The organism is Mycetocola spongiae, from assembly GCF_020424085.1.
In the GTDB taxonomy this organism is placed as follows: domain Bacteria; phylum Actinomycetota; class Actinomycetes; order Actinomycetales; family Microbacteriaceae; genus Mycetocola; species Mycetocola spongiae.
In genome coordinates this window covers 2,288,698-2,313,823 of the sequence record NZ_CP080203.1, presented here as the reverse complement: position 1 = coordinate 2,313,823, position 25,126 = coordinate 2,288,698, and the positions used below count along the sequence as shown (strand labels likewise).

The window sequence follows — 25,126 nt, the reverse complement described above, 5'->3', positions numbered from 1 at the left end:
TTTTAGTCGATCAGGTCGTGACGCACGATGATGGCGTCGCGGCCGGGGCCCACACCGATCGCGGAGATGCGCGAACCGCTCATCTTTTCCAGTGCAAGCACATAGTTCTGGGCGTTCAGGGGCAGGTCCTCAAACGTGCGGATACCTGAAATATCGGTCTCCCAGCCGGGGAACTCCTCATAGATCGGCACGGCGTGGTGGAAATCGGTCTGCGAGACCGGCACCTCATCGTGACGCACACCGTCCACGTCATAGGCCACACACACCGGGATGGTCGCGAGCTCGTCGAGGATGTCCAGCTTGGTCAGCACAAAATCGGTCACGCCGTTGATGCGCGCGGTATAGCGCGCGATCGGGGCGTCATACCAGCCCACGCGGCGCGGGCGGCCGGTGGTGGTACCAAACTCAAAACCCTTGGCGCGCAGGTGATCACCCGAGGCATCAAAGAGCTCGGTGGGGAACGGGCCGGCACCCACGCGGGTGGTATAGGCCTTCACGATACCGATCACGCGGGCGATGCGGTTGGGGGCCACACCGGAACCGGTGGCGGCACCACCCGAGGTGGCCGAGGAGGAGGTGACAAAGGGGTACGTGCCGTGGTCGATATCAAGCATCGTGGCCTGGCCACCCTCAAAGAGCACGTTCTCGCCGCGGTCCAGCGCGCGGTTGAGCTCCAGAGAGGCATCCACAACCATGGGGCGCAGGCGCTCGGCATAGCTGAGCAGGTCCTCGACGATCTCGTCCACGGTGATCGCGCGACGGTTATATACCTTGAGCAGCAGGTGGTTCTTAACGCCCAGGGCGCCCTCGACCTTCTGCCGCAGGATGTTCTCGTCGAAGAGGTCCTGGATGCGGATTCCCACGCGGTTGATCTTATCCGCGTAGGCCGGGCCGATGCCGCGGCCGGTGGTGCCGATCTGGCGCTTCCCGAGGAAACGCTCGGTGACCTTATCCAGCGTGCGGTGGTAGTGCGTGATGACGTGGGCGTTGGCGCTCACGCGCAGCTTGGAGACATCCACGCCGCGGGCCGAGAGGGCCTCCAGCTCCTGGAAGAGCACCGAGAGGTCCACCACCACACCATTGGAGATGACGGGGGTCACGCCGGGGGTGAGGATTCCGGAGGGAAGAAGGTGCAGGGCGTATTTTTCGTTGCCCACGACCACGGTATGACCCGCGTTATTTCCTCCGTTGAACTTCACAACGTAGTCGATACGACTACCGAGCAGGTCGGTGGCCTTGCCCTTTCCTTCGTCGCCCCACTGGGCTCCAACGATCACGATTGCCGGCATGGCGGTGTTCCCTCGTTCGGTACTGCGCTAACAAAAAAGCTGATGTGTGTCCGGGGACACGGGGGCTGGGGCTAGTCGAGCCCGCGAATAAAAAACGCCTCGGTGGCGGGGGCGGGCTCGCTGGGGCTGCCCTCGTTGAGGATCTGGGCGACGGCCGTTTCATCGGCATCGCGCAGGAAATCGGTCAGGCGCTGCACCTCGGCCTCCTCGCCGATGGCCTCCGCCGCGCAACGCAGCAGATAGAGCGAACGCAGCACGCCGCGGTTGGGCTCATGCGACCACGGTACGGGACCCTGGCCGCGCCAGCCCGCCTTGCGCAGGGCGTCGAGCCCGCGGTGATAGGCCACGCGCGCAAACGCATAGCCGGTGACGGGGCGCGCGGGATCGGCCGCGGCCTCGGCGAGCGCCGCCCAGGCCAGCGAGGACGCCGGATAGCGGGAGGCGATGGCTTCAAACTCCTCAAGCTCCACCGCGGTGGCGAGCGCGCGCTCGACCTCCGGTTCGGCCGGGAGGCGGGTTGCCGGTATTCCGAGCAGGTTGCTATCAGTCACCCCTCCAGACTACCGCGCCGCGTGCGCGGGGGCCTCCCCCGGGCCAGATTTGGCAAAACTTCCCCGATTTTGCGGCCCCGGCCCCAAACAAGACCGCCGCCTCCCCGAGGGGAGGCGGCGGCCGTGTGTACCCGCGCTAGTTGAGCTTCTTGGCGGCGAGCCAATCGGCGGCGAGCTTCTTGGCGCCCGCCTTCTCCGTGCCCTGGTTGCGGGTATTCAGCTCGATCAGGTCCTCGGTGGTGAGCTTGGCCGAGACCGCGTTGAGCACGCTCACGACCTTATCCACGTTGGCCTTCTCGCTCACGAGCGGGATGACCGCCTGCGGCAGGATGAGGTTTTCCGGATCGGTCAGGGTGATAAAGCCGTTCTCGGCAATCGCCGGGGTGGTGCTGAAGATATCGGCCACCTGCACGGTGCCGTCCCGCAGCGCCCCCACCGTGAGCGGTCCGCCCGAATCGCTCAGCGGCACAAAGCTCATCCGGTCGGCCGGCACGCCGTATACGGCGGTGAGCCCCTCGGGGCCATAGGGCCGGGTGGCCAGCTCGGGGTTGCCCCCCACGGCGAATTTTTCGGTGAGGTTTTTCAGGTCGGTCAGGCTCGCCAGCGCGTTGCTCTCCGCGAATTCCTTGGTGACGTTATAGCTGTCTTTATTTTCCGCGGGGGCCGCCTCAAGAACGGCGAGGTTCTTGGGCAGCGCCTCGTGCAGTGCGTCCACCACGGCCTCGGGGGTTTTTGCGGTGGAGTCCTGATCAAATGCCTGCAGGAGGTTACCCGAATACTCGGGCACGATATCCAGGGAGCCGTCCTGAAGCGCCGCAAGATAGACCTCACGCTGCCCGATCTGGCCGCGGAAATTCACCTTCACATCGGCGGCCTCGAGGGCCTGCGCATAGATCTGCGCGATGATCTCGTTCTCGGCAAAGGCCGCCGAACCGATCGAGATGGTGTTGTCGTTTTCGCCCCCGCCGCCGAGCGGATTGGAGTTGCCGGAGCAGGCGGCGAGCGAGAAAATTGCGCCCGCGGCCACCACCAGGGTGGCGACGCGCGAAATCCTTGAGTTTTTCATGATGTCCTCTCGGTGGGCTGTTTTTTCTGAAGTGGTGCGCGGGTGACCCGGACGCCCGCGGGCAGGACTGCCCGGGAGATCAGGATCAGGAATAGGTCAAGCAGCAGGGCCAGGGCCGCCACCAGGATGGCGCCCGCCAGCATCTGCGGATAGTCCTGTACGGGAAGGGCGTCAAAAAGATAACGCCCCAGCCCGCCCAGGGAAATATAGGCGGCGACGGTGGCCGTGGCGACCACCTGAAGCACCGCGGAGCGCAGGCCGCCGAAGATCAGCGGCAGCGCCAGCGGAAACTCCACCCTCCACAGGATCTGCCACTCGGTCAGGCCCAGCGCACGCGATGCATCCACGGTAGCGGGAGCCACCGACTCGATCCCGGCATAGGCGCCGGCGAGGATCGGCGGAATCGCCAGGACCACCAGCACGATCAGGGTGGGGATAATCGCGAGCCGCACACCAAACCCAAATTGCACGGCCAAAAATACCAGCAGTCCCAGCGTGGGCATCGCGCGCAGCGCACCGCTGAGCCCCACCACGAGGCCGCGGCCGCGGCGGGTATGGCCGATATAAAATCCGGCGGCCAGCGCGATGGTCCCGGCAATCAGGATCGTGGCCCCGACCAGGCCCAGGTGTTGCAGGACACGGGTGGGCACTCCGCCCGGCCCCTGCCAGTGCGCGGGGTCCAGGAGCCATTCCCAGGCGAGCGCGATCATGCGGTGACCTCCACAACCGTGCGCAGCCGGCGCGCCCGTGCGGGTGTGCGCGCCCAGGGCAGCAGCAGCCTGCCCAGGAGCACCAGCGCGAGGTCAAAGATCACGGCCACCAGGATGGTGCCGATGATGCCCACGAGGATCTCCAGCGGGAATGCCCGCTGGAAGCCATCGGTGAAAAAATAGCCGAGCCCGCTCATGCCCACCAGCGCGCCCAGGGTCACCAGGCTCACCGTGCTGGAGGAGATCACGCGGGTTCCGGCGAGGATCACGGGGCCCGCGAGCGGCAATTGCACACCCCAGAAGCGCCGCCACGGGCCATAGCCCAGCGCCACCGCGGAGTCCAAGACGGTGGGATCCACCTGGTCAAAGGCATCGGCGGCGGTGCGCACCATAAGCGCCACCGCATAGAGCGTGAGCGCGACGATCAGGTTCAGGGGGTTCAGGATCTGGGTGCCCAGGATGCTCGGCATCGCCACGATCAGCGCGAGCGAGGGAATCGTATAGAGCAGGCCGGATATCCCCAGCAGCACGCCGCGACCCCAGCGATAGCGGTGGGCCACCCAGCCCAGCGGCACGGCGATCAGTACGCCCAGCAGGATCGGGGGCAGGCTCAGCGCCATATGCGTGAGCAGCAGTTCCCCAATCTGGTCGAGGTTTTCCCCGATCCAGGTCATCGGGTTGCACCGCCCTCGGCGGAGAGCACCCCGGCGATGCGGCCCTCGCCGTCCACCACCACGGTGCGGCCATCGGTCTCGCGCAGGGTCAGGGCGCGGCGGCCGCGGTCGGCGCCGATGAACTCGGCCACAAATTCGCTCTCCGGATTTGCGAGGATCTCCTCGGGGGTTCCGCGCTGGGCGATCTGGCCCCCGCGGCTGAGGATCACCACCTCATCGCCGAGCAGGAATGCCTCGTCGATATCGTGGGTGACAAAAACCACCGTCTTGCCGAGCGTGGATTGCAGGCGCAGCAGCTCGGCCTGCAATTCGCGGCGCACGATGGGGTCCACGGCCCCGAAGGGCTCGTCCATCAGCAGAATATTGGGGTCCACCGCGAGGCCGCGGGCCACGCCCACGCGCTGCTGCTGGCCTCCCGAGAGCTGGCCCGGATAGCGGCCGGCCTGGGCGCGGTCCAGCCCCACGGTATCCATGAGTTCCAGGGCGCGCTCGTGGGCTGCCGCACGCGGCATGCCGTTCAGGAGCGGGACGGTGGCGATATTTTGCAGCACCGTGCGGTGGGGCAGCAGGCCGGAGTTTTGCATCACATAGCCGATTCCGCGGCGCAGCTTTACGGGGTCCAGTGCGGCGATATCCTCGCCGTCGATCAGGACGCGGCCAGCGCTGGGGTCCACCATCCGGTTAATCATGCGCAGCAGGGTGGTTTTTCCGCTGCCCGAGGAGCCCACAAAAACGGTGGTGCGGCGCGAGGGAATGCGCAGGGAAAAATCCCGTACCGCGATCGTGCCATCCGCGAATCGTTTAGAAATGCCGTCAAACTCAATCATCGTTTATCCTCATTTCGCACGATTTTCTCGTGACGCTGAGTTCCCAGCGTAGACAGTGTTGTCTCCCGATGCGACGTAATTTTTGGTCGCAGTGATCATTCGGAGCCGGGGCTTCCGCGGATTGGTGCGGATCGCGACGAATTAAAAAATATTCGTGGAAGGGGGAATGTCGCGCGCCTATGATTAGTTGCATATGAATGGAACCGCGGGTATTGGACCTGACCGGGCCGCTTTTGTTGATTTATAGAAAGAAGTTCTCATGACCTCGCTTCGCATCGGTTACCTCGTTGGCAGCCTCTCCGCAAACTCCATCAACCGCAAGCTCGCCCTGGCCCTGAAGCGCCTCGCGCCGGCCGATGTTGAGCTCTTTGAGATCGAGATCAAGGATCTCCCCCTCTATAACCACGACCTGGACGGCTCCTACCCCGAGGTCGCCAACGTCCTGAAGGCCGGCTTCGCCGATGCCGACGGAATCCTCTACGTCACCCCCGAGTACAACCGCACCATCCCCGGCGGACTCAAGAACGCGATCGACTGGGCCAGCCGCCCCTGGGGCCAGAGCTCGCTTGGCAAGCCCTCCGCCGTGATCGGCGCCTCGATCGGGGCCGTCGGAACCGCCGTGGCCCAGCAGCACCTTAAGGGTGTCCTGAACTTCTCGGATGCCCCCCTGATGAACCAGCCCGAGGGCTATATCCAGTTCACCGAGAACCTGATCACCGCCGATGGTGAGGTCACCAACGAGGGCACCTCGGACTTCCTCAAGATGTGGATCGCCCAGTTCTCGGAGTTTGTGGCCGCACACGCAGCCAAGTAATACCCCCTAAAAAAAATAGCGTCCTTACCCGGATCAACGCGCACCCGTCACCTCCCGCACCACCCGCTCGGCCAGGCCGAGGGTGCGGCGAGGGGGCGGGTGTTTTTTGTCCCGTGCCCCCTGTCGCCGGGCGCGGCCGCGTGCCATAATCAACCAGGCCGCGGCACCGCCGCCCGGCCCGCCCCAGGCGTCCCCAGAGAAACACGGACATGACCTCCCCGCATACAGCCCCCATCCCGCTGCCGCTTCCCGATCAGAACCCGCTGCGCGCGTTTTTGGGCCTGCTTCGCCCGCATCGCGGCAAGCTGACCCTCGCCGCGCTCGCGTTTATCGTGAAGGACAGCCCGCTGTGGCTGATGCCCGTGATCACCGCGAATGTGATCGATATCGTGGTGGATCGCCGCTCGCTCGGGGAACTCGCGATCAGCGCGCTGCTGGCCGTGTTGCTGCTGGTGCAGAACTATCCCAATCACATGGCCTTCACGAAGCTCTTCAGCGGGGTCACCCGCCGCCTCGCGGCCGATCTGCGCAATACCCTGACCGCCCACCTGCAGGGGCTCTCGATTGGATACCATAAGCGCGCGAGTGCCGCGGTGATCCAGACCAAGGTGGTGCGCGATGTGGAAAACGTCGAGCTGATGATGCAGCAGGCGTTCCCCGCGGCGCTGTCCTCGGTGGCCGCGCTGATCGGGGCCATCGTGATGACGGCGATCTCCGTGCCCCAGTTTGTGGCGGTATTTGCCCTGACCGTTCCGATCGCCGTGCTGCTGATGCGCTATGTGCGGGCGCGCTCGCGGCACCGCAACGAGGCATTCCGCCGCCAGGTGGAACAGTTCTCGGCGGGCATCGGGGAGATGGCGAGCCTGATCCCGATCACGCGCGCCCACGGCCTGGAAAAGGTGGCCGTGGATCGGGTCTCCGATCGCACCGAGGAGGTGCGCAGCGCGGGCATTAACCTCGACGTGTTAAACGGCCGCTTCGGCGCGATGTCCTGGGTGGCGTATCAGCTGCTCGGGGTGTTTTGCCTGGTGGCCGCGGCCGCCGCGGCACTCACCGGGGTCCTGCCCATCACGCCCGGGCAGGTGGTGCTGCTGAGCACCTATTTCACGATCCTCACCGGCGGCATCGTGGCGCTGCTCTCGCTTATTCCGGTGTTCACGCGCGGCCTGGAATCGATCCGCTCGATCAGCGAGGTGCTCCAGGATCCCGATCTGGAGGAGAACGACGGAAAGGCCGTACCCGAGACCGTCGCGGGTGACCTGGAATTTGAGGACGTCTCGTTTATCTTCCCGGGGGATGATCGCGCCGCCATCGGCCACCTGAATCTGCATATCCGCGCGGGCGAAACCATCGCGTTTGTGGGGGCCTCGGGCTCGGGCAAGTCCACGCTGCTTAACCTCGTGCTGGGCTTTTTACGCCCCAGCGGGGGCCGCATCCTGCTTGATGGTGTGGACATGGAGGCGCTGGATCTGCGCGCGGTACGCACCTTTGTCTCGGTGGTGCCTCAGGATTCCGTGCTCTTTGACGGGACCGTGCGCGATAACATCACCTACGGCCTGGAGGATGTCAGCGATGAGCGCGTGCTGCGCGCCCTGACCGATGCACACGCGCTGGATATCGTGGAGCATCTGCCCCTCGGCTGGGATACACCCGTGGGCGAGCGCGGTGCCACGCTCTCGGGCGGGCAGCGCCAGCGGCTCGCGATTGCCCGCGCGCTCGTGCGCGATCCGCGTATCCTCTTCCTGGACGAGGCCACCTCGGCGCTGGACTCCGAATCCGAGTCGCATATTAAGCAGGCGCTGGAGGGGCTGATGCGCGAGCGCACCACGCTGATCGTGGCCCACCGGCTCTCCACGATCCGCTCGGCCGACCGGATCGTGGTGCTGCGCCGCGGGGTGATCGTGGAGCAGGGCACCCATGCGGAACTGCTCGCCGCCGAGGGACACTACGCCCGGCTGCACCACGCCCAGAATGGCTAACCCAGCACGGCTAACCCAGCACGGCTAGCCCGCGGGGGTGCGCGCCGCTGAAAGCGGCAGGATCACCCGGAAGACCGTGCGCCCGGGCTCGGATTCCAGGTCCACCCGGCCCCCGTGTGCGGCCACAACCGCCGAGACAATCGACAGCCCCAGCCCGGAGCTGCCGGCCGTGCGCGAGCGCGAGGCATCCCCGCGCACGAAGCGTTCAAATACGTGATCGTGCAGCTCGGGGCCGATCCCGGGCCCGTTATCGGCCACCTCCAGGATCGCCTCGTTTCCCGCGGGATCCACGCCCAGCCGCACGTCGATGCGGGTTCCGGGCGGGGTATGCACCCGGGCATTGGCCAGCAGGTTCAGGACCACCTGTTGCAGCCGGGCGGGATCGCCCGTGACGCGCACGGGCGTGTCCGGGACCGCCAGCTCCACCTCGTGCTCGGGGCCCGCGGCACGCGCATCGTTCACGGCATGAAACAGGGTATCGGTCAGATCCACGGGGGCCGCGGTGAGCTCGCGCCCCTCGTCCAGGCGCGCGAGCAGCAGCAGGTCCTCCACGATCCCGGTCATCCGGATCGATTCCGAGCCGATCCGATCCAGCGAGTACTGCACGTCCCGCGGCAGGTCCCCGCCGATACGCGCGGCCAGCTCGGAATAGCCGCGGATCGAGGCCAGGGGCGTGCGCAATTCGTGGCTGGCATCCGAGACAAAACGGCGCAGCTTCACCTCGCCCGCGCGGCGCACCCGCAGCGAGTCCTCCACGTGACCAAGCATCCGGTTAATCGAGGCCCCCACGCGGCCCACCTCGGTGCGCTCATCGGCATCGCGCGCGGGCACCCGCACCTGCAGGGCCTCCTCCCCGCCCGAGAGCGAGAGGCGGGAGACCTCGGCTGCGGTGGCGGCCACCCGATCCAGCGGGCGCAGCGCGAGCCGCACCACCACGTAGGCGGCCCCCGCGGTGAGCAGCAGGACCAGCCCGGCGAGCGCCGCGATCAGCCCGATCAGCTGCGAGAGGGTGAGTTCCATCTCGGCCAGCGGGAGCCCCAGGATGGCCACGCCCTCCTGCGGGGCCAGGCCCGCCCCCGAGCTCAGCAGCACGGGCTGGGCCACCACCCGATAGTGGCCCACCGTGCCGAGGTCCACGGTTTGTGGGGTGCCCCCGGTGGGGATCGCGGCGAGCGTGGCCTCCTGGGCGGGCGTGAGGGTCACGGGGGTGCCGTCCTGCGCGAGATAACCCGAGTACAGGGTTTGGCCGCCGACGATCACGGCGCCCAGCGCGCCGGGGCCCATGCCCGGGGAGCCGATAAAGGACGGCGGTTCGCGCCCGGGCAGCCCCGGGATCGCCAGCGCGCTATCGGAGCGGTTCACGGCATGACCGAGCTGTTCGTCCACGCGATCAAGCAGGAGCGAGCGCACGCTGAGAACGGCGGCGCCGCCGATGATGATGCTGGCCAGCGCGAGGCTCGCCACCACCACGAGCACGATGCGCTGGCGCACACCCAGCGGGTGGCGGCCGCGGCCGGCGCGCGCGGCACTCGGGGTGCCGGGGGCCCCGGGCGTATTTTTGGGGAGCGGGGGGCGCGGGGGAATCACGGCGCCGGGGGCGCTCATTCCGCGATCCGCGCGGGCTTGATCATATAGCCCACCCCGCGGGAGGTATGGATCATGGGTTCCCGGCCGGCGTCGATCTTTTTCCGCAGATAGGAGATATAGAGTTCCACGATGCTGGTGCGCCCCTCAAACTCGTAGTTCCAGACCCGGTCCAGGATTTGGGTTTTGCTGAGCAGGCGGCGCGGATTGCGCATCAGGAAGCGCAGCAGTTCAAACTCGGTGGCGGTGAGGTCGATCGGGGTCCCCGCGCGCTCCACCTCGTGGGAGTCCTCGTTGAGGATCAGGTCACCCACCTGCACAAGCGGGCCGGTGTCCTCGGTATTCACCAGCACCGAGCGGCGCAGCAGGCCGCGTACCCGCGCGATGACCTCCTCGAGGCTGAAGGGCTTGGTGACATAATCATCGCCGCCCGCGGTGAGGCCCGCGATGCGGTCGTCAAGCGCGTCCTTGGCGGTGAGGAAAAGCACGGGGATCGCGGCGTCGCGATTGCGCAGCCGGGCCAGCACCGCGAGCCCGTCCAGGTCGGGCAGCATGATGTCCAGGATGACCAGATCGGGTTGGAAGCGGCGTGCCGCGGCGAGCGCGCCGGCGCCATCGCCCGCGGTCTCCACCTCCCAGCCCTCGTATTTCAGGGCCATGCGCAGCAGATCGGTGAGGCTCGGCTCATCGTCCACCACGAGGATGCGCAGGGGGCTGCCATCCGCGCGGGTGAGGACCGGGCGCGGGGCGGAGGAGAGGAAGGGACTGGTCACCCTTCCAAGTATCCGCCCCAACCTATGAGAAGGCTATGCGTCACATCGGTATTGCGTGCACGCCATCGATTCATAGGTTCCGCATAGCCCACGCCGGGCCCCGGCATAGCCCGCGTCCGTAGCGTCGGCCCCGGGCGGCACCATTCCCGGAGGCCGCGGAAAGCGAAACCGATCCACCATGTTCTATACCTCCCTTAAGCGCGAGCTGCTGGGCCGCAGGAAACAAACGGCCATCGTGGCCGTGGGCCTTGCCCTGGCCGTGACCCTCGTGATGCTGATCGGCGGTGTGGCCGCGGGTGTGCGTACCGCACAGGCCGAGGTCCTCACCTCCATTTACGGAATCGGCACCGATATTACGGTGTCCGGAACCCCCACCGCCCCGGGCGAGGGGGGCGAGGGCGGCCGCGGCGAGCGCTTCGATTTTGACTCCGGCACCGAGAACGCCGATGGCGGCACCAGCGTGGCCACCTCGCGCCTCACCCCCGAGCGCGGGGCCCCCACGATTGCCGCGGATACCCTCTCCCGGGCAGCCTCGGTCGCGGGAGTCTCCGCCGCCGCGGGCGCACTCGCGCTGAGCAATATCAGCTTCGATGGCCAGCTGCCCGCGGCGGGCGAGACCCGCACCGCGCCCGGCGCCGGCCAGGAGCCGCCCGCCGGTGGCGGTGGCGGCGGCAGCTTTAACGTGGACAGCACGTCGGTGCTGGGCATCGATCCGTCCGCCGTCGCGCTGGGTCCGCTCTCCGGCATGACCCTCGCCACCGGGCGCACGCTCGCCGCGGGGGATGCCACGGCGAGCGTCGCGGTACTGGACTCCGCCTATGCCACCACCGCGGAGCTCGCGGTGGGCGATACCGTGAATCTCGGCGGCAGCGACCTGGAGATCATCGGCACCGTGGACGGCTCCGCGGGCACCGCCGCCGCCGATGTATTTATCCCGCTACAGACCGCGCAGCAGCTTTCGGGGCAGACCGATCTGATCTCCACCGTATATGTCCAGGCCGATTCCGCCGAGAATATCGCGGCGGTGACCGCGGCCCTGGAGGAGGAGCTGCCCGAGACCACGGTATCCACGCAGGAGGATCTGGCCGCGAATGTCTCCGGCTCGCTGTCCTCGGCCTCCGATCTGGTGGGATCGCTCGGGACCTGGCTTTCGATCATCGCGCTGTCCGCGGCCGCCCTGCTGGCCATCCTCTTCACGGTATCCGGGGTGACCCGGCGCACGCGGGAGTTTGGCACGCTGAAGGCGCTCGGCTGGAGCAACCGCCGCGTGGTGGGCCAGGTGGCCGGAGAATCCGTGGTGCAGGCCCTGATCGGCGGCGTGATCGGTGTGGCCCTGGGCCTGATCGGCATGGTGGTGGTGAACCTGATCGCCCCGACCATCGGCGGCGCCTCCGCCGCGAGCACGGCGGAAACGGGAATGCCCGGGGCGGGCGGGCCCGGCGGCTTTGGCGGCGCACCCGGTGCCGCGGGCGGGGGAAGCACCGCCGAGGTGGCGCTGCACCTGCCGTTTGATCCGTGGCTGATCGCCGCGGCCGTGGGACTCGCGGTGGCCAGCGGGCTGCTGGCCGGGGCCGTGGGGGGCTGGCGCGCCGCGCGCCTGAGCCCGTCCGAGGCGCTGCGCGCCGTCGTCTAAGCAGCATCCGATCCAAGGAGAACATCATGTATAACCTGCTGAATATCGGCAAGACCTATCAGACCCCGCGCCGCAGCGTGACCCCGCTCTCGGGGGTGAACCTGCGCATCGAGGACGGCGAGCTGATCGCCATCCAGGGGCCCACGGGCGGCGGAAAATCCACGCTCCTACAGATGCTGGGCGCGCTGGATCGCCCCAGCACCGGGTCCATTCACCTGGCCGGGGAGGACCTCGGGGCCCTCTCGGAATCCCGCCGCGGCGCGATCCGGGCGCGCGAGATCGGCTTTATCTTCCAGGGCTTTAACCTGCTGCCCACGCTCACGGCGCGCGAAAATGTGGAGACCGCGCTGGTTCCGCTTGGCGTGCGCGCGGCCGAGCGGGAGGACCGCGCCCTGGAGGCCCTCGCCGCGGTGGGATTAGCGGATCGCCACGGGCATCTCCCGGGCGAGCTCTCGGGCGGGCAGCAGCAGCGCGTGGCGATTGCCCGGGCCCTGGTAAAAAAGCCGCGGGTGATCCTCGCCGATGAGCCCACGGGCAACCTGGACGAGTCCACGCGCGACGATATCCTGGCGCTCCTCGAGGGCCTATGGCGCGAGGAGGGGCTCACCATGATCATCGTGACCCACGATAGTGCGGTGGCCGCGCGCGCCCCGCGCCGGCTCTATCTGGGGGGCGGCAGCGTGCGAGAAATGACAGCAAGCGGGCGCTGATTCCGCGCCCAGCCCCGGGTCCGGGCGGGCCCGGGGCCCGGCGGTCCGCCAGCCGCCCGGATGTAGTTGACATTTATCAACGATAAAAATATAGTTGACCTTTCGCAACTATTAATGATCGTTTTTCGGAGCCGCATCCCCCATGACACAGTCCCCACCCATCACCTCGGATCGCCACCCGGCGTCCACCCCCGCAGACCAGTCCGCCCCGATGAGCCACCCCGCGGTAATGCGCGCGCTCTCGGGCCTGCTGATGGGCATGTTCGTCTCGATCCTCGCCGGCACCGTGGTCTCCACGTCGATGCCGCGCATCATCTCCGAACTCGGCGGCAACCAGGCCGCCTTTACCTGGGTCATCACCTCGACCCTGCTGGCCACCACGGTGTCCACACCCATCTGGGGTAAGTTCGCCGACCTCATGAACCGCAAGCTGCTTATCCAGATCGCGCTGGTCATCTTTGTTCTGGGTTCGGCCCTCGCCGGATTCTCGCAGGACACCGGCACCCTGATCGCGTTCCGTGTGATGCAGGGCCTCGGCGGCGGCGGCCTGGCCGCACTGAGCCAGATCATCATGGCCGATATCATCAGCCCGCGTGAGCGCGGCCGGTATATGGGCCTCTTTGGCGCCGTGATGGCCGTGGGTACCGTGGGTGGCCCGCTCGCGGGCGGCATGATCACGGACGCCTTCGGCTGGCGCTGGAACTTCTTTGTGGCCCTCCCCTTTGCCCTCGCCGCGATCCTGCTGCTGCAGCGCAACCTGCACCTCCCGGTGCGCGCCAAAATCAAGGCCCGCATCGACTATCTCGGAATGGTCCTGATCGGCGGCGGCGTCTCGCTGCTGCTGATCTGGGTGACCCTCGCCGGCCACGATTTTGAGTGGCTGTCCCCCACGAGCCTGATCATGGTGGGTGTGTCGATCGTGATGCTCGCCGTGGCCGTGGTGGTCGAGCTGCGCGTGGCCGAGCCCATCATCCCGATGTCGCTGTTTAAGAACCGCACGTTCACCCTCGCCGTGATCGCCTCGATCTCGGTGGGTGTGGCCATGTTTGGCACGTCGGTCTTCCTCGGCCAGTACATGCAGCTTGCGCGCGGTGCCACCCCCACCCAGTCGGGCCTGCTCACCCTCCCGATGATCGGCGGCCTGCTGATCTCCTCCACCGTGGCCGGAATGCTGATCAGCAAATACGGCAAGTGGAAGGTGTATATGGTCACGGGCTCAATCGCCCTCGCCGTGGGCATGTTCCTGATGGGCACCATCCACTACGACACCAATTATGTGTTGGTCTCCGTCTATATGTTTGTGCTCGGCGTGGGCGTGGGTATGGTCATGCAGAACCTCGTGCTGATCGTGCAGAACGCCGTGGAGCCGCAGGAGCTGGGTGTGGCCAGCTCCGGTGTGACCTTCTTCCGCAGCCTCGGCGGTACCATCGGTATCTCCGCGCTGGGTGCGGTCCTGGCCACCAAGGTGGCCGATGGCCTCACGGCACGCACCGCGGATCTGCAGTCCGCCCTGGCACAGCTGGGCCCCTCGGGCGCCGAGGTGGGGGCGTCCCTGAACTCGGGCACGATTCCCCAGATGGATCAGCTGCCCGTGACGATCCGCACGATTGTGGAATCCGTATACGGCCAGGCCGTGGCCGATATCTTCATGATTGCCGCGCCGCTCGCGCTGATTACGATCCTGGCGATCGTATTCCTGCCGAATAAATCACTCAGCAATAAGACCACTCGCCAGCGCCTGGCCGAACAGGAGGGTGACGTGCACACGCCGACCTCCGATACGCTGGTGGCGGTATCCGAGGCCTCGGTGGCCGGCGCCTCCGGGTCGCTGCCCACGGGTTCCATCTCCGTGATCCCCGCCCCCGCGGAGGACACGCCGAAGCCTCCCCGCGATCAGAAATAGGACGGACGCTCGATGAGCACTGCGGTAATCGACGAGCCCGAGGCCGGAACCCCCGCATGCGGCGATGCCGTGCCGGAGGTCCGGCCGGGGCAGGATCCCGAGCTGGATGCCGCCGTGGAGCTCCTGGAGCAGCGTGTTATTGGGCTCTTTGCGAAGGTCCGGGTGAGCATGCGCGAGCGCGCGGAACTGCTCAGCCCGGGCCTGCAACCGAGCGCGCTGAAGGCCCTGAGCTTTGTGATCATGGCCGGCCGGGTGACCGCGAGCGAACTCGCCGATCATATTAACAGCGATCGGAGCACCACCAGCCGCCTGATCCGGCAGCTGGAGGAGCACGGGCTTGTGGCCCGGGTGGCCGATGAGCGCGATGGCCGCGTGGTGAATATCAGCGCCACGCCCGAGGCCATCACGCGCGTGCGTGCCCTGCGCGAGAAAAACCGCAATCAGCTTTATGAGCGCATGCGCGAGTGGGACCGGGAGGACGTGAATCGCCTCTCGGGCCTGCTCGAACAGCTCACCGAGCTGGTCTAAGCGCGCTCCCGGGAAAATCCGGCCACCCCGCGGGGTGGCCGGATTTTTCCGTCCGTGGGCGGATACGGCCGGGCGGATCCTTTGCGCGGGAGTGCGGGCAGCATCGCGGGGCGGGGCCTGTTCCGGGCGCAAAATACGGCGTCCCGGAACAGGCCCGCAGCGGCACCGTTGGTCCGGCCGCGGTCAACTCGACCGGCGGGCCGACCCCGGGTGCGGGCTCGGGTCCACGAACGGACTCGGGTTCGGGCTCGGGCTCGAGTACCGTCGCGAGTGCTCGCCCCGATGCCGGAAGCGGGTACTGGCCGTGGCCCGGGTACTGCCCCCGAGGCGAGTGCCGGCTCCGGCGCGGGCTATGGGCCCCGGAGCGAGTATTGGGCCCCGGCGCGAGTATTGGGGCGGGTGCTAAAGCGGGGGCCGGGCGCGCGCGACCAGCTGGCGCAGCGCCGGTACGGAGCGCGGCGCGGGGGCCGTGGCGGCTGACTCCCGCACGGGTGAGCCCAGGGTGGAAGCCCCCTGCACGGGTGAGCCCAGCACTGAGGAACCCTGCACGGAGGAACCCCGCGCGGCCGCACGCCCCACACCCGGGAGGGTGGCGGGGCGCGAATCGCCCGCGCGCGGGGCCTCGGGGCCGGCCTCGGAGACGCGCATCTCCCCCACCCAGGCCCCCGATGGCCGCGCCTCGGAAGCGCGGACGCCGCTCGTGCGCAGGTCCACCGAGCCCAGCGCGGACAGCGCCCGCACCGCGGCGGCGGAGGCCAAAACCACCACCACGCGCGGGGCGGCGCCGTCGCATTCGGCGGCCACCCAGTCCAGCAGCTCCGCGTCCGGGGCCACCACCACCAGCGCGTCGAGGTCTTTACCGCCGGGGCCCGTGCCCACGCTATGCGCCCAGGCCGAACGAATATCGAGGCGGCGCGAGAGCTCGCGCACGGCCTCCTTCTCGGCCACGGAGGTTTGGCTCGTGGAGACCACAAGCCCCACGGCCTGACAGGATTTCAGCCACGAGGCCACCAGATCGGCGCCCTCACCCAGGCCGGGCAGGCCGGCGGCCAACCCCACATGCGCTAACGAGTACTGTCCCATGTCCTCTACCGTGCCATCCACCACCGACATTGCGCCCGGGGCGTCGGATGAACGTTTATCAAACGTCGCATGCATAGTGCCTGTTGACCGCGGTTTTCCGGGTATTTTATGCGCGCGCGCATGCGCCCGATCGGCCTGCAAAAACCGCCACCCGCCACGCCCCCGGGCCGCCCCGACCGCGTTTTGGCTCGGGGCTCCCGGAATACGGAGGACAATGGAGGGGTGACATCTAGCTATTTGGATCGCTTTGTTGCCGATTCCACCGACCGAGTCTCCTGGCTGCGCGCCCGCTCCCGCGGCATTACCGCAACCGATGTGGCAAAGCTCTCGACCCCGCGCTCGATCGAGACCGCCGCCGAGGCCAAACTCAACGGCACCGGTTTCACGGGCAACGCCTTCACCGATCACGGCCGCCGCCGCGAGCCCGAGATCGCCGCCTGGGTCGCCGCGACCCACGGCATCCAGCCCTCCTCCTCGCTGTATCACGCCGCCGTGGAGCGCCGCCACCTGGCCACTCCCGATGGCGTAACCACCACCCCCGAGGGCGTGGTGATCCTCTCCGAGATCAAAACCACCACCAAGCCCTGGCGCTCGGTTCCGCGCAATTACCTGCGCCAAATCTTCTGGCAGCAATACGTCCTCGGCGCCGAGCGCACGCTGGTGGTCTGGGAGGAGCATCGGAATTTTGTGCCCGTGGGCGAGGAGCCGCTGTGCCGCTGGATCGACCGCGATGAGGCGGAGATCGGCAAGCTGGTGGGCCTGGCCAATGACCTGATTAACGAGCTGCACCGGCGTACAACCGCCCCGGCACCCCGCACCGAGAGCGCTCCCGATCCCTTTTATTACTAAATCACGGCGTCGCCTAGTGCACGCCCCCCTGACGGATATCCGCGCCCCGCGCGGCCGCCCGGCCCGCGGCCGTTCCGGACTCCCCACCGCCCCACACGCCGGGATCCGGGGGCCGTTCTCCCCCGCGGGCACCCCGCACCGCCGCGTGCCCCCTCCGGGGGACCGGGTTTTTCTCCCGGAAGGTTTGATTTTTCTCGGGTTGACAGGGTACTGTGCGGGGGTTGGCCAACCGGTCACCTCCGGCGTCACGAGGCGTCGAGATGCACAGAACAGGGCAGGCCGCGCGTGCCCCGAGCGCCGCGGCGGAAGGAACCGTTCAGCACCATGACCCCCAGCGATCCCCTCGGCACCCCGAGCGAGGCCGAGATGGCCCGAGCCGCCGATATCCTCGGCACCGTTTCCCGCGCATATTCCAGCAAGATGGTGGGCCAGGAGCGCCTGCGCACCAGCCTGCTGACCGCGCTGATTGCGGGCGGCCACGCCCTGCTGGAGAGCGTGCCGGGCCTGGCCAAAACCACAGCCGCGAGCACCCTCGCCGATACCGTGCAGGCCGAGTTCCGCCGCATCCAGTGCACCCCCGACCTCCTCCCGAGTGATATCACCGGCACCCAGGTTTACGATGCCAGCACCGGCAGCTTCCGCACCGTGCTGGGCCCCGTGCATGCCAATTTTGTATTGCTGGACGAGATCAACCGCTCGAGCTCCAAAACCCAGAGCGCGATGCTGGAGGCCATGCAGGAGCGGCAGACCACGATCGGCGGCGAGGTCCACCGCCTCCCCAAGCCCTTCCTCGTGATCGCCACCCAAAACCCCATCGAGCAGGAGGGCACCTATGAGCTGCCCGAGGCGCAGATGGACCGCTTCCTTCTGAAGGAGATCGTGGGCTATCCGAGCCCCGCCGAGGAAATGGAAATTCTGCACCGCATCGACACCGGCGTGCTGAACCCCGAGCTGCACGGCACCGCCTCCGTGGCGCTCTCCGATATCGTGTTTTTGCAGTCTCTGGCCGCGCGCGTTTATGTGGCCCCCGCGGTGCGCAACTATATTGTCTCGCTGGTTTTTGTCACCCGCAGCCCCGCCGAATATCTCTCCCCGGAGAGCGCCGCGGCCATCCGCTATGGGGCGAGCCCGCGCGCGAGCATCGCCTTCCTGCAGGCCTCGCGGGCCCTCGCGCTGCTGGCCGGTCGCTCCTATGTGATCCCCGAGGACATCTCCTTCCTGCGCCACCTGGTGCTCCGGCACCGGGTCCTGCTCACGTTTGAGGCCGAGGCCGATGGGCTGCGCAGCGAGGACATCATCGACCAAATCTTCGACGCCGTCCCGGCCCCGTAGGAGCATCCCGTGGCCAGCCTGCTGCGCCGGGTGAAGGCGAGGGTAGCCCTCGCCTCCTCCCGCAAAACGCTGCATCCGCTCGAGGGAGCGCATGCGGCCGTTCGGCGCGGGCGAAGCCTCGATTTTGATGATCTGCGCCATTATGAGCCGGGCGATGAGGTGCGCGATATCGATTGGCGGGCCACCGCCCGGCAGGGCCAGCTGCTGGTCAAACAGTATGTCGCCACGCGCCGCTATAGCCTCGCGCTCGCGGTGGATACCTCCCCGCGGATGTCCGCCCTCGCCGCCGATGGCACCCCCAAGCGCGATCTCGCGGTACTCGCCGCGGGCGTGCTGGGGTTTCTCTCGCTGCGCAACGGCGATGAGGTGCGCGCATTCTGCGGCGAGGGTGAGCGCATCCGGCGCACCCCCGCGGGCGGCTCCGAGGGCCGCCTCGAGCAGCTGCTGCGCACGATCGATCGCAGCGTCGCGGGGCCCGCGGCCACGCGCGCGGAACTGCTCGCGGCCGTGGCCCGGGATAGCAATCGCCGCCTGATCCTCGTGATCATCGGCGATGAGAGCCCGCTGCTGCCCGAGGAGATTCGGCAGCTGCGCCGCCTGCGCGCGCGCCACGAGGTTCTCTGGTTCACCATCTGCGAGGAGCCCCTGCTGGATCACGCGCCCCGCAGCCGCCCGCGCGTGGATATCGACAGCGGGTGGGAGATCCCCGAGTTCCTCGCCTCCGATCCGGCGCTGCTGGCCGAGCTGGAACACCACGATCGGGATGAGCGCGAGCGGCGCACCGCCGCGTTTGCGGAGCTGGGGATCGATCACCGCGATCTGCATACCGATGCCGAGGTTGTCCCGGTGCTGCTGGATGTCCTGGAACGGAGGCGACGTGCCCGACGGTAACGGACTCTATCCCCCCGCCCAATATGGCTGGGGCTGGCTACTCGTGGTGCTCGCGGTGCTTATCGTGGGCATCACCGTGGCGCTGCTGATTGCGCACTTCACGCGCGCCGACCGGGTGGCCGCCGCGCCCCCGCTGCCGCCGCAGCCCCCCGCGGACCCCGTATTCCCCGATCAGATCCGCGCCGATTATCTCCACCGCCTGCAGCTGATCGAGGCCGAGTTCCGCGCGGGCCGCCTCGATGGCCGCGAGGTCAACCGTCGGCTGAGCCAGCTGGTGCGCGGCTTTGTGCACGAATATAACGGCCTGGAGGCCCCCGTGATGACCCTCGGTGACCTGGTGGAGCGCGGGGTGCATCCCGCGCTGATCGACGCGATCGGCCGCCACTATTATCCGAGCCTGTTCCGCCGCAATACGGTGGTTGATCCCATCGCCGGCATTAACGCCGCCCGAACGGTGGTGCAGGTATGGAACTAACCACACCCTGGCTGCTGTGGCTCGCCCCCGCACTCCTCATCATCGCGCTGGGCCTCGGGCTCTGGCGCGGCACCCGGCCCCCGCGAAACGCCCCCGAGGTCTCCGGCATCGCGGTCACCCGCAGTGCGCGCCTGCGCGCCCTGCCCGGCTTTGAGCGCGCGCTGCGGCGGCGCAGCCTCGCCCTCATCTCCGTGCTCCTGGTGGGCGTTATCGCCCTGGGCCTGGCCGCGGTGCTGGCCGCGCGCCCCACGGTGGCCAAGACCGTGCAACCCATTAATACCAACCGCGACATCATGCTGTGCCTGGACGTCTCCGGGTCGATGACCGATGTGGACTCCGAGGTGGTGGAGACCTTCCAGCGCCTCGTCACGGGCTTCACGGGCGAGCGCATCGGGATGACCATTTTTAACAGCTCCTCGGTGCAGATCTTCCCGCTCACCGACGACTATACCTATGTGCAGCGCCAGCTGCGCACGATGCTCGACAGCTTCAATTCCGATGGCTATGAGATCCCCGATCACTGGCGCGGCACCCTCAACGGCGCCGGGGCATCGCTGATCGGCGACGGCCTCGCCGCGTGCGCGATGCGCTTCGATAATCTGGATACCGAGCGTTCCCGTTCCATCATCGTCTCCACCGATAACGAGGCCTTTGGGGCCTCGATCGTCTCGCTCCAGGAGGCCGCGGCCTATGCCGCCGAGCGCAGCATTCGTGTATATGCGCTGAACCCCGTGGACGATTCCGCGCAGCGCGATTCGGTCGAGTTGCGCGCGGCCGCGGAGAGCACGGGCGGCGCGTATTATCCCTTGCGCGAGGCCACCGCGGTGGACGATATCATCACCCGGGTAAATACCGAGCAGGCCCGCGAGCTGCGCGGCGACCCGCAGATCATCCGCGCCGATGACCCCGCGCCGTTTGCCGTGGCGCTATTCCTCGCGGGGCTGGCGTTCCTCGGCCTGCTCTGGAGGTTCCGACTATGATCTTCCAGCCGGTCCTGAGCCCCCTCCTGCTTATTCTGTTTTTCCTGCCCGTGATCGGCCTGATCCTGTGGTTGCTGCGCGGTTCCCGGCAGCGCTGGCGCTGGATCGGCCGGCTCGGCATGGTGCTCCTGCTGCTGCTGATCCTGCTGCGCCCGGGGATCCCGGGCGGGGAGACCAAAACGCTCGCCACCGATATGGATATTGTGCTGGTCGTGGATAATACCGCGAGCAGTATTGCGGAGGACTGGGGCGATCCCGCCCAGCCGCGCAGCGTGGGCATGCGCTCCGATATCCAGGCGATCATCGAGCGGTATCCCGGCGCGCGCTTTGGGCTGATTACCTTTGATGCGGCCGCGGAGATGCGCGTCCCGATGACCACGGATGTCACCGCGCTGCGCTCGGGCCTGGACCTGCTGACCCCCGAGGTCACCACCAATTCCCGCGGCAGCAGCATCTCGGTGGCGCGGGATCTGCTGCGCGATACGCTCGCCTCGCTGCGCCTGGCCAATCATCCGCGCGCCGCGCTCGTATTCTATTTTGGCGATGGCGAGCAGACCGCCCAAAACTCCCCCGAGAGCTTCGAGGACTCGGCATCGCTGCTGAACGGCGGCCGGGTCTTTGGTTATGGCACCGAGGCGGGTGGCCCGATGCTGCAGACCACCGGCCGGGTGGATGGCGGCACGGACCGGGAGTATATCCAGTACCAGGGTTCGCGCGCGCTCTCCACCATCGACGAGGCCAACCTGCGCGCGATTGCCGAGCAGCTCGGGGTGGACTATGAGCGCCGCAGCGCCGGGTCCGCACCCTCGCTGCCCGATCCCGCGGATGAGTCCTCGGGGTATAACGTGAGCGGCACCGTGGGCACGGTCACCGACCTGTACTGGATCCCCGCGATCCTGCTGGCCGCGTTACTTGCCGCGGAGCTGAGCATCGCCACCACCAACCTGGTGCGCATGCGCCGCCAGGCACTTCCGCAAAAGAGAGGGGAGGGATCCCGTGAATAGCCGCACCGAGGTGGGCCCCGGCCCGCACCCCGAGGATCCGCACACCCCCGTCCCCGAGGCGGAGGGTTCCGGGACCGGCACCCCGGCCCCCGCTCCGGCACGCGCCCGACGCCGCCCGGCCCCCGATTCCCCGGCCGCGCGCCGCCGGCGCCGCCGCCTCCGCATCACGCTCGCCACCCTGCCGCTGAGCCTGGTTGCCGCGCTGCTGGTGGTGAAGCTTCTGAGCATGTATGGGCTTGCCCACGCCGCGATCCTCAATGTCGCGGCGGCCAATTATGAGGCGAGCACCGCGGCGAGCCGCTGGCTGCAGCCGCTGAATTTTTTTGAACGCTATAAGGCGCCGTTTAACCTCGGTGTGGGCCTCGCGAGCGAGGGGCGGGCCGCCGAGGCCCGCGAGCTCTTTGAGGAGGCCCTGCCACTCGCCCACGATATGGAGGTATGCGGGATCCGCGTGAACCTCGCCATCGTGATCGAGATGCAGGGTGATGAGGCCCGCGCCGCGGGTGATCTCCCCACGTCGCTGCTGTATTTCCGCGAGGCGGCCACGGTGGTCCAGGAGACCCCCGCCGAGTGCCGCAGCGAGGAATCCGATAAGTCCTCCTCGGATCCGCGCCGCAGCCTGGGTGATGCACTCGACGAGCTGGAGCGCGATCTGAACGGCAAAATCCAGGAGGGGGAGGGCACTCCCCCCGAGCAGCCCGATCCCGGCGAGGGCGACCAGCCCTCGGGCGGCGGCGAGGGCGAGCAGGAGCAGCCCCAGGGGCCGTCCCCGGAGCAGCTCGACCGGCTGGATCAGCAGCTGAAGCAGGGTGAGCGCGAGCGCCAGTCCGGCGGCCCAAACGGCCCGGGTGGCGGCGGCGGAACGGATCGACCATGGTAACCCCCACGCCCCAGTCCCGCTATGTGGAGGGCACCGAGGGTGCGCCCCCGCTGCCTCCCCCGGGCGGCTATCGCGCCGGTCGCGGCGGGCCGCGCCGCGCGCCGGCGACCCCCGTCGCGGGGTCCGAGCCTCCCGCCGCACCCGCGGCGAAGGCCGCGCGGGCGCCGCGCCCGCGGGCCTCGCTCGCCGCCAAGATCATCCTCGGCGTCGCGATTGCCCATGCGCTGGGCCTGGCCGCCTATGTGTGGTTTGGCCGCGGCAGCAGCTATTTCCTCTCGCTGAACGCCGTGGTCTTGCAGCTTGTGGTGCTCGCCGCGGTGATCGTGGTGCTCCTCTCCGCGCGCGGACGCCGCCTCGGCACGATTGCCCTCGTGATTACGCTGCTGCTGAATACCGCGACGCTCGGCGGTGTGCGCGCCGTTGTGGCCGCCCAGACCGGCGACTATAGCGATTTTAAATCCAGCGATCAGCGCTATTGGGAGGCCTATCCCGGCCTGCGCGATGTGCCCGCCTCCGAGCTTCTCTCGCAGCCCTCGATGGAATCCCTGCGGGAGCGATCCACCGCGATCATGGCCGATCTGCGCGAGCGCATCTCGGCCGAGTTTGGGGTCACCTGGGTGCGTTCGGGTGATGAGGGCCAGCGCAATAAGCGCAATGGTTATGGCGGCGAGTCGATGGCCGTGGACTGGACCTCCGAGACCTGGTCCACCGTGGAGCCCTTCCGCAACCTGGAGGATAAGCGCCGCCTGATGGCGCTGGTCTCCGAGGTTTTTGTCTCGCACGGCTTCCGCTATCCGGTGGCGCTGAATACCGGCGGGGGCGTTTTCACCCCGGATATCCTCACCAAAATGTTTGGGGCCGCCGAGCCGGAAAACCAGCATTCCTGGAGTACCTATAGCGAGTATCCCGGCTCAAACCTGGGCTTTTATGTGGATATCGACGATCTCTCGCGGGACCCCACGGGCCAGTTCCGCGCCGAGCGGGAGGCCCTGGCCGAACGCTATGGCAAGCCGCTGGAGGGCATCACCCTGATGGGGCGCGCCTGGAGCGTGCTGAGCGAGGAGCGCCTGCCCGAGTTCCGCGCCGCGATGGAAAACTATCGTTCCAGCTAGCGGCCCGCGGAGCTAAAAGGGCACGCCCGAACGCAGGATCACGTTTGCATAGGGTGTGGCCTCGCCCGTGCGCACCACAAAGCGCGCATTGCCGCAGAGTTCTTTAAGACGCGCATGGGACACGGTTGCGGGCTGGGCGCCGCGCGAGACCAGGCCCTCGGCAAAGGCGGTCCCCACGGATTCCTCGGCCACCAGCATGGCCTCCACCACCACCTCGTCCAGGATCGCGTCGAGGACCACAAAAATCCCCGGCGTTCCGGCCACCACGGCCAGATCGATCACGGGTACCCCGGGCGGGACCGGCAGCCCACAATCGGCGACCACAAAGGTATCGGTGTGTCCGAGGCGTCCAATGGCGCCCAGGAGTTCGGCATTCAGGATTCCGGTTTTCTTCATAAAACGAGTGTGACATATCTCCCCGTCGTGCATCGCTATCCGTCGGCCCGGGCTCAAATTTCCAGAATCGCGTGGCAGAATCTAGCCATGAGCCCAGAAGAATTTAAGATCCCAGAAAAAATGGTCGCCGCTGTTTATGACGCGGTGGGCCCCGCCGAAAACATGTATCTCACCGAGATCACCCCTCCCCTGCCGATGACCGCGGATGTCATGGTGCGCGTGGACTATAGCGCACTGAATCCCATCGACGTCAAAACCCGCGCGGGCGGCGGAGCCTCCCCCGGGGTGCTCAATTATCCCGCCGTGATCGGCTCCGATTTTGCCGGTGTGGTTGTGGCGGCGCCCTATGCCGCGCATCCCCTGCAGCCCGGTACCCCCGTTTACGGCATGAATCCCGTGCCGCGCTATCCCGGCACCTATGCCGAGTACACAGCGGTGCCCAGCATGTCGCTCTCGCGCATGCCCACCACGATCGGCGCGGATATCGCGGCGGCCGTGCCGCTCGCGGGTATGACCGCATGGGGCATGGTTGAGCTCGCCGAGGTCGCGGCCGGCCAGCGCGTGCTGGTGCATGCCGGAGCCGGCGGCGTGGGTCATTTTGCGGTGCAGTTTGCCGCGCTGCGCGGCGCCCATGTGATCGCCACGGGTTCGGCCCGCAACCGCGAGTTTCTGCTCTCGCTGGGTGCCGCCGAGGTGATCGACTATCGCTCCGAGCGTTTTGAGGAGGTGCTGCGCCCGGTAGACGTGGTCATCGACCTGATCGGCAATGTGCACGATAATACCGGCACCCGCTCCCTGCAGATCCTCCGGCCCGGCGGTTATCTGGTGAACGCCCCGAGCTTCAGCTGGCCCACGATGGCCGAGGAGGCCGAGGCCGCGGGCGTGCGCGCGAGCCTGTATAAGGTCTCGCCCGATGCCCGCGTTCTGGACCAGATCACCGCGCTGATCGACGCCGGTAAGCTCACCGTGCACGTGGACGCGCTCTACGATCTGGCCGATATCGTGCAGGCGCATAACGCGCTCGAGCAGGGGCATACCCGCGGCAAGATTGTCCTGCGCATCCCGCACGACTAGCCAAAAATG

General features: G+C 67.7%; 25 protein-coding genes. 15 read left to right on the top strand and 10 right to left on the bottom strand.

Annotated elements, in window-relative coordinates; all coding sequences use genetic code 11:
* Positions 1-2: 2 nt before the first annotated feature.
* From KXZ72_RS10590 to KXZ72_RS10565, 6 genes are all read right to left on the bottom strand, one after another.
* Positions 3-1,289, bottom strand: coding sequence for an adenylosuccinate synthase (locus KXZ72_RS10590; protein ID WP_226080898.1), 1,287 nt, complete (start codon positions 1,287-1,289; stop codon positions 3-5).
* Positions 1,290-1,360: 71 nt separating this feature from the next.
* On the bottom strand, positions 1,361-1,840 hold the full coding sequence (locus tag KXZ72_RS10585) for a DUF3151 domain-containing protein (protein WP_226080897.1): 480 nt from the start codon (positions 1,838-1,840) through the stop codon (positions 1,361-1,363).
* A 136-nt stretch (positions 1,841-1,976) separates the two neighbouring features.
* Positions 1,977-2,906, bottom strand: a complete 930-nt coding sequence (locus KXZ72_RS10580) for an ABC transporter substrate-binding protein (RefSeq protein ID WP_226080896.1) — start codon at positions 2,904-2,906, stop codon at positions 1,977-1,979.
* Positions 2,903-3,616 (bottom strand): ABC transporter permease, encoded by a 714-nt coding sequence (locus KXZ72_RS10575; RefSeq protein WP_226080895.1) that lies wholly within the window; start codon positions 3,614-3,616, stop codon positions 2,903-2,905. Before KXZ72_RS10575 ends, KXZ72_RS10580 begins: the two co-directional genes overlap by 4 nt.
* Positions 3,613-4,290 (bottom strand): ABC transporter permease, encoded by a 678-nt coding sequence (locus KXZ72_RS10570; protein WP_226080894.1) that lies wholly within the window; start codon positions 4,288-4,290, stop codon positions 3,613-3,615. The genes KXZ72_RS10575 and KXZ72_RS10570 overlap by 4 nt, the downstream gene beginning before the upstream one ends.
* The gene (locus KXZ72_RS10565; protein WP_226080893.1) at positions 4,287-5,117 is read right to left on the bottom strand and encodes an ABC transporter ATP-binding protein; all 831 of its coding nucleotides are present in this window, start codon (positions 5,115-5,117) and stop codon (positions 4,287-4,289) included. Before KXZ72_RS10565 ends, KXZ72_RS10570 begins: the two co-directional genes overlap by 4 nt.
* Before the next feature lie 259 nt (positions 5,118-5,376).
* Here KXZ72_RS10565 and KXZ72_RS10560 point away from each other — a divergent pair, with 259 nt between their 5' ends.
* Together KXZ72_RS10560 and KXZ72_RS10555 are read left to right on the top strand one after the other, a co-directional pair.
* The gene (locus KXZ72_RS10560; RefSeq protein WP_226080892.1) at positions 5,377-5,931 is read left to right on the top strand and encodes an NADPH-dependent FMN reductase; all 555 of its coding nucleotides are present in this window, start codon (positions 5,377-5,379) and stop codon (positions 5,929-5,931) included.
* 209 nt (positions 5,932-6,140) lie between these two features.
* Positions 6,141-7,910 (top strand): ABC transporter ATP-binding protein, encoded by a 1,770-nt coding sequence (locus KXZ72_RS10555; protein WP_226080891.1) that lies wholly within the window; start codon positions 6,141-6,143, stop codon positions 7,908-7,910.
* Positions 7,911-7,934: 24 nt separating this feature from the next.
* On the opposite strand, the gene KXZ72_RS10550 is transcribed toward KXZ72_RS10555, so the two are convergent.
* Together KXZ72_RS10550 and KXZ72_RS10545 are read right to left on the bottom strand one after the other, a co-directional pair.
* Positions 7,935-9,515 carry a sensor histidine kinase gene (locus tag KXZ72_RS10550; protein WP_226080890.1) on the bottom strand — a complete coding sequence of 527 codons (1,581 nt, stop codon included), beginning with the start codon at positions 9,513-9,515 and terminating at the stop codon, positions 7,935-7,937.
* On the bottom strand, positions 9,512-10,267 hold the full coding sequence (locus KXZ72_RS10545) for a response regulator transcription factor (protein WP_226080889.1): 756 nt from the start codon (positions 10,265-10,267) through the stop codon (positions 9,512-9,514). Before KXZ72_RS10545 ends, KXZ72_RS10550 begins: the two co-directional genes overlap by 4 nt.
* A 178-nt stretch (positions 10,268-10,445) precedes the next feature.
* Here KXZ72_RS10545 and KXZ72_RS10540 point away from each other — a divergent pair, with 178 nt between their 5' ends.
* The 4 genes from KXZ72_RS10540 to KXZ72_RS10525 all read left to right on the top strand — a co-directional run bounded on the left by KXZ72_RS10540 (position 10,446) and on the right by KXZ72_RS10525 (position 15,041).
* The gene (locus KXZ72_RS10540) at positions 10,446-11,900 is read left to right on the top strand and encodes an ABC transporter permease (RefSeq protein ID WP_226080888.1); all 1,455 of its coding nucleotides are present in this window, start codon (positions 10,446-10,448) and stop codon (positions 11,898-11,900) included.
* Between the two features lie 26 nt (positions 11,901-11,926).
* A complete protein-coding gene (locus KXZ72_RS10535) occupies positions 11,927-12,610 on the top strand; it encodes an ABC transporter ATP-binding protein (protein ID WP_226080887.1) in 684 nt (227 codons plus the stop codon).
* A gap of 211 nt (positions 12,611-12,821) precedes the next feature.
* Entirely contained in the window at positions 12,822-14,513 is a 1,692-nt protein-coding gene (locus KXZ72_RS10530; RefSeq protein WP_226083508.1) for a DHA2 family efflux MFS transporter permease subunit, read from the top strand.
* A gap of 12 nt (positions 14,514-14,525) precedes the next feature.
* The gene (locus KXZ72_RS10525) at positions 14,526-15,041 is read left to right on the top strand and encodes a MarR family winged helix-turn-helix transcriptional regulator (protein ID WP_226080886.1); all 516 of its coding nucleotides are present in this window, start codon (positions 14,526-14,528) and stop codon (positions 15,039-15,041) included.
* Between the two features lie 402 nt (positions 15,042-15,443).
* Here the strand turns inward: KXZ72_RS10525 and KXZ72_RS10520 are convergent, their stop codons facing one another.
* The gene (locus KXZ72_RS10520) at positions 15,444-16,199 is read right to left on the bottom strand and encodes a hypothetical protein (RefSeq protein WP_226080885.1); all 756 of its coding nucleotides are present in this window, start codon (positions 16,197-16,199) and stop codon (positions 15,444-15,446) included.
* A 147-nt stretch (positions 16,200-16,346) separates the two neighbouring features.
* On the opposite strand from KXZ72_RS10520, the gene KXZ72_RS10515 reads away from it, so the two are divergent.
* The 8 genes from KXZ72_RS10515 (at position 16,347) to KXZ72_RS10480 (ending at position 23,647) form a co-directional block, all read left to right on the top strand.
* Positions 16,347-16,973: a YqaJ viral recombinase family protein gene (locus KXZ72_RS10515; RefSeq protein ID WP_226080884.1), complete on the top strand. Its 627-nt coding sequence runs from the start codon at positions 16,347-16,349 to the stop codon at positions 16,971-16,973.
* A gap of 324 nt (positions 16,974-17,297) precedes the next feature.
* Positions 17,298-18,305, top strand: a complete 1,008-nt coding sequence (locus KXZ72_RS10510) for an AAA family ATPase (RefSeq protein WP_226080883.1) — start codon at positions 17,298-17,300, stop codon at positions 18,303-18,305.
* Positions 18,306-18,314: 9 nt separating this feature from the next.
* Entirely contained in the window at positions 18,315-19,196 is an 882-nt protein-coding gene (locus tag KXZ72_RS10505; protein ID WP_226080882.1) for a DUF58 domain-containing protein, read from the top strand.
* Positions 19,183-19,671: a hypothetical protein gene (locus tag KXZ72_RS10500; protein WP_226080881.1), complete on the top strand. Its 489-nt coding sequence runs from the start codon at positions 19,183-19,185 to the stop codon at positions 19,669-19,671. The genes KXZ72_RS10505 and KXZ72_RS10500 overlap by 14 nt, the downstream gene beginning before the upstream one ends.
* Complete coding sequence (locus KXZ72_RS10495; RefSeq protein WP_226080880.1) at positions 19,662-20,651, top strand: vWA domain-containing protein; 990 nt, start codon at positions 19,662-19,664, stop codon at positions 20,649-20,651. The genes KXZ72_RS10500 and KXZ72_RS10495 overlap by 10 nt, the downstream gene beginning before the upstream one ends.
* On the top strand, positions 20,648-21,655 hold the full coding sequence (locus KXZ72_RS10490; protein ID WP_226080879.1) for a vWA domain-containing protein: 1,008 nt from the start codon (positions 20,648-20,650) through the stop codon (positions 21,653-21,655). Before KXZ72_RS10495 ends, KXZ72_RS10490 begins: the two co-directional genes overlap by 4 nt.
* Positions 21,648-22,535, top strand: coding sequence for a tetratricopeptide repeat protein (locus KXZ72_RS10485; RefSeq protein ID WP_226080878.1), 888 nt, complete (start codon positions 21,648-21,650; stop codon positions 22,533-22,535). The genes KXZ72_RS10490 and KXZ72_RS10485 overlap by 8 nt, the downstream gene beginning before the upstream one ends.
* Entirely contained in the window at positions 22,529-23,647 is a 1,119-nt protein-coding gene (locus KXZ72_RS10480; protein ID WP_226080877.1) for a glutathione S-transferase family protein, read from the top strand. Before KXZ72_RS10485 ends, KXZ72_RS10480 begins: the two co-directional genes overlap by 7 nt.
* Before the next feature lie 12 nt (positions 23,648-23,659).
* Here KXZ72_RS10480 and rbsD read toward each other — a convergent pair whose 3' ends face one another.
* A complete protein-coding gene (gene rbsD / locus KXZ72_RS10475) occupies positions 23,660-24,043 on the bottom strand; it encodes a D-ribose pyranase (RefSeq protein ID WP_226080876.1) in 384 nt (127 codons plus the stop codon).
* A gap of 87 nt (positions 24,044-24,130) precedes the next feature.
* Between rbsD and KXZ72_RS10470 the strand changes: the two genes are divergently transcribed.
* On the top strand, positions 24,131-25,117 hold the full coding sequence (locus KXZ72_RS10470) for an NADP-dependent oxidoreductase (RefSeq protein WP_226080875.1): 987 nt from the start codon (positions 24,131-24,133) through the stop codon (positions 25,115-25,117).
* Positions 25,118-25,126: the final 9 nt, after the last annotated feature.

Bases quoted from the DNA above. Each gene is read 5' to 3' on its own strand.
- KXZ72_RS10590 (WP_226080898.1), bottom strand. From the start codon at position 1,289: ATGCCGGCAATCGTGATCGTTGGAGCCCAGTGGGGCGACGAAGGAAAG.
- KXZ72_RS10580 (WP_226080896.1), bottom strand. From the start codon at position 2,906: ATGAAAAACTCAAGGATTTCGCGCGTCGCCACCCTGGTGGTGGCCGCG.
- KXZ72_RS10575 (WP_226080895.1), bottom strand. From the start codon at position 3,616: ATGATCGCGCTCGCCTGGGAATGGCTCCTGGACCCCGCGCACTGGCAG.
- KXZ72_RS10570 (WP_226080894.1), bottom strand. From the start codon at position 4,290: ATGACCTGGATCGGGGAAAACCTCGACCAGATTGGGGAACTGCTGCTC.
- KXZ72_RS10565 (WP_226080893.1), bottom strand. From the start codon at position 5,117: ATGATTGAGTTTGACGGCATTTCTAAACGATTCGCGGATGGCACGATC.
- KXZ72_RS10560 (WP_226080892.1), top strand. From the start codon at position 5,377: ATGACCTCGCTTCGCATCGGTTACCTCGTTGGCAGCCTCTCCGCAAAC.
- KXZ72_RS10555 (WP_226080891.1), top strand. From the start codon at position 6,141: ATGACCTCCCCGCATACAGCCCCCATCCCGCTGCCGCTTCCCGATCAG.
- KXZ72_RS10550 (WP_226080890.1), bottom strand. From the start codon at position 9,515: ATGAGCGCCCCCGGCGCCGTGATTCCCCCGCGCCCCCCGCTCCCCAAA.
- KXZ72_RS10540 (WP_226080888.1), top strand. From the start codon at position 10,446: ATGTTCTATACCTCCCTTAAGCGCGAGCTGCTGGGCCGCAGGAAACAA.
- KXZ72_RS10535 (WP_226080887.1), top strand. From the start codon at position 11,927: ATGTATAACCTGCTGAATATCGGCAAGACCTATCAGACCCCGCGCCGC.
- KXZ72_RS10530 (WP_226083508.1), top strand. From the start codon at position 12,822: ATGAGCCACCCCGCGGTAATGCGCGCGCTCTCGGGCCTGCTGATGGGC.
- KXZ72_RS10525 (WP_226080886.1), top strand. From the start codon at position 14,526: ATGAGCACTGCGGTAATCGACGAGCCCGAGGCCGGAACCCCCGCATGC.
- KXZ72_RS10520 (WP_226080885.1), bottom strand. From the start codon at position 16,199: ATGCATGCGACGTTTGATAAACGTTCATCCGACGCCCCGGGCGCAATG.
- KXZ72_RS10510 (WP_226080883.1), top strand. From the start codon at position 17,298: ATGACCCCCAGCGATCCCCTCGGCACCCCGAGCGAGGCCGAGATGGCC.
- KXZ72_RS10495 (WP_226080880.1), top strand. From the start codon at position 19,662: ATGGAACTAACCACACCCTGGCTGCTGTGGCTCGCCCCCGCACTCCTC.
- KXZ72_RS10490 (WP_226080879.1), top strand. From the start codon at position 20,648: ATGATCTTCCAGCCGGTCCTGAGCCCCCTCCTGCTTATTCTGTTTTTC.
- KXZ72_RS10480 (WP_226080877.1), top strand. From the start codon at position 22,529: ATGGTAACCCCCACGCCCCAGTCCCGCTATGTGGAGGGCACCGAGGGT.
- rbsD (WP_226080876.1), bottom strand. From the start codon at position 24,043: ATGAAGAAAACCGGAATCCTGAATGCCGAACTCCTGGGCGCCATTGGA.
- KXZ72_RS10470 (WP_226080875.1), top strand. From the start codon at position 24,131: ATGAGCCCAGAAGAATTTAAGATCCCAGAAAAAATGGTCGCCGCTGTT.